Consider the following 1479-nt stretch of genomic DNA (forward strand, 5'->3'; position numbering starts at 1 on the left):
TGGCTTATACAAAACAGAGGTGATTGAATATCTAAAAGCAGATTGGCAAGGTTTAGCGGATGTACAACTTGCGACACTAAATTGGGTAGATTGGTTCAATAAAGAGCGTGTACATAGTGCACTAGGTTATGTATCACCTTTTGAGTTTGAAGCAATGTACTATGATAAGATTAACCCGTTAGGTCAGGTGGCCTAACTTAAATAAAAAAGTCTCCGACAAACCCGGTACGGTTCAGTTGATTGAATTATAGGGGCTATCAATGCGAGTTGGAAAATCAAAAAAAGAAGCTTTGGCTTCTTTTTTTTTTGATCATCTATAAGTGCTTATACAACTGAGAAAATATAAAACACTTGAGAATTTTCTTAAGTCATACATTGTGACTTAAGAATTTGATAAAGAACATTGTATGAAATAAAAAAGAGAAAATCATAAATATTTGAAAAATAATAATAAATAAAATTGGCATGCAAGTTGCAATAATCTTATGGAGAATATGAGGATTTTGGTATGCAGCAACTCAATGTAGAACAGCCTCCTTGCTTTATTCATGTTACAGGGACTCAGCGTGACAAATATATCGAATTTGAATTTTCGATAGGTGATCCAGAGTTAGCTGTAGAAATGATTATGCCAGTCAAGGCTTTTGAAGAATTCTGCGCACACCATCAAGTACAGCACCTAAGTACGGATGATTTTGCAAAGATTGAATATGACCGCATGAAGTGGCGATTTGGACAGGCCGGTATTAGAGAATAAAAACTCTAGTCTTTATTAAAAAATCAGGAAGATTTATATGCAAATTGATATTAAAACATCTTCAGTTAAGCCTTTAAGAAATACTTATGCTTATATTGAAAAAAGATTTGGTGATAAACCAGCTTCACGTTATCAAGAAGCGACCTACGATATTCAGGAAGAAATTAATTTTCATTACAAACCTTTATGGCAGCCTGAATTTGATCTTTACGATAAGGGCCGTACTGTAATCCAAATGAAAGATTGGTACGTGCTTAAAGATCCTCGTCAATTTTATTATGGGGCTTATACCCAAACTCGAGCTAAACAACAAGAGATTTTAGAAAGTAATTTTACGCTTGTTGAAAAACACGATTTATTAAGAAATATTTCTGAAGAAATTCTAAACAAAGTAACGAAATTACTACTCCCACTTTATTGTAAACAAGACATTTTTATCTTTTATATTCAATGGCTTATTTTCCTGCTAATTGGTAATACCATGAAAAATACCATGCTCAGAAAAGGCTTAACAATATTTTGAAAAATTGCCTACTGAGCGCTGCCGCACAGCTCCATAGGCCGCTTTCCTGGCTTTGCTTCCAGATGTATGCTATTCTGCTCCTGCAGCTAATGGATCACCGCAAACAGGTTACTCGCCTGGGGATTCCCTTTCGACCCGAGCATCCGTATGAGACTCATGCTCGATTATTATTATTATACTCTGTACACGACAAATTTCA

General features: G+C 35.0%; 3 protein-coding genes. All 3 read left to right on the forward strand.

Features of this window, described 5'->3' with window-relative positions; translation table 11 throughout:
- Nucleotides 1–196 (forward strand): integrase core domain-containing protein (locus G5T77_RS04735; RefSeq protein ID WP_166236191.1); only part of this gene is annotated, 196 nt, incomplete at its 5' end.
- A gap of 312 nt (nt 197–508) precedes the next feature.
- Nucleotides 509–757 carry a phenol hydroxylase subunit gene (locus G5T77_RS04740; protein WP_006581702.1) on the forward strand — a complete coding sequence of 83 codons (249 nt, stop codon included), beginning with the start codon at nt 509–511 and terminating at the stop codon, nt 755–757.
- Nucleotides 758–794: 37 nt separating this feature from the next.
- On the forward strand, nt 795–1280 hold the full coding sequence (locus G5T77_RS04745; RefSeq protein WP_006581703.1) for a hypothetical protein: 486 nt from the start codon (nt 795–797) through the stop codon (nt 1278–1280).
- Nucleotides 1281–1479 lie beyond the last annotated feature (199 nt).

Source organism: Acinetobacter sp. GFQ9D191M (genome assembly GCF_011174875.1).
Classification (GTDB): domain Bacteria; phylum Pseudomonadota; class Gammaproteobacteria; order Pseudomonadales; family Moraxellaceae; genus Acinetobacter.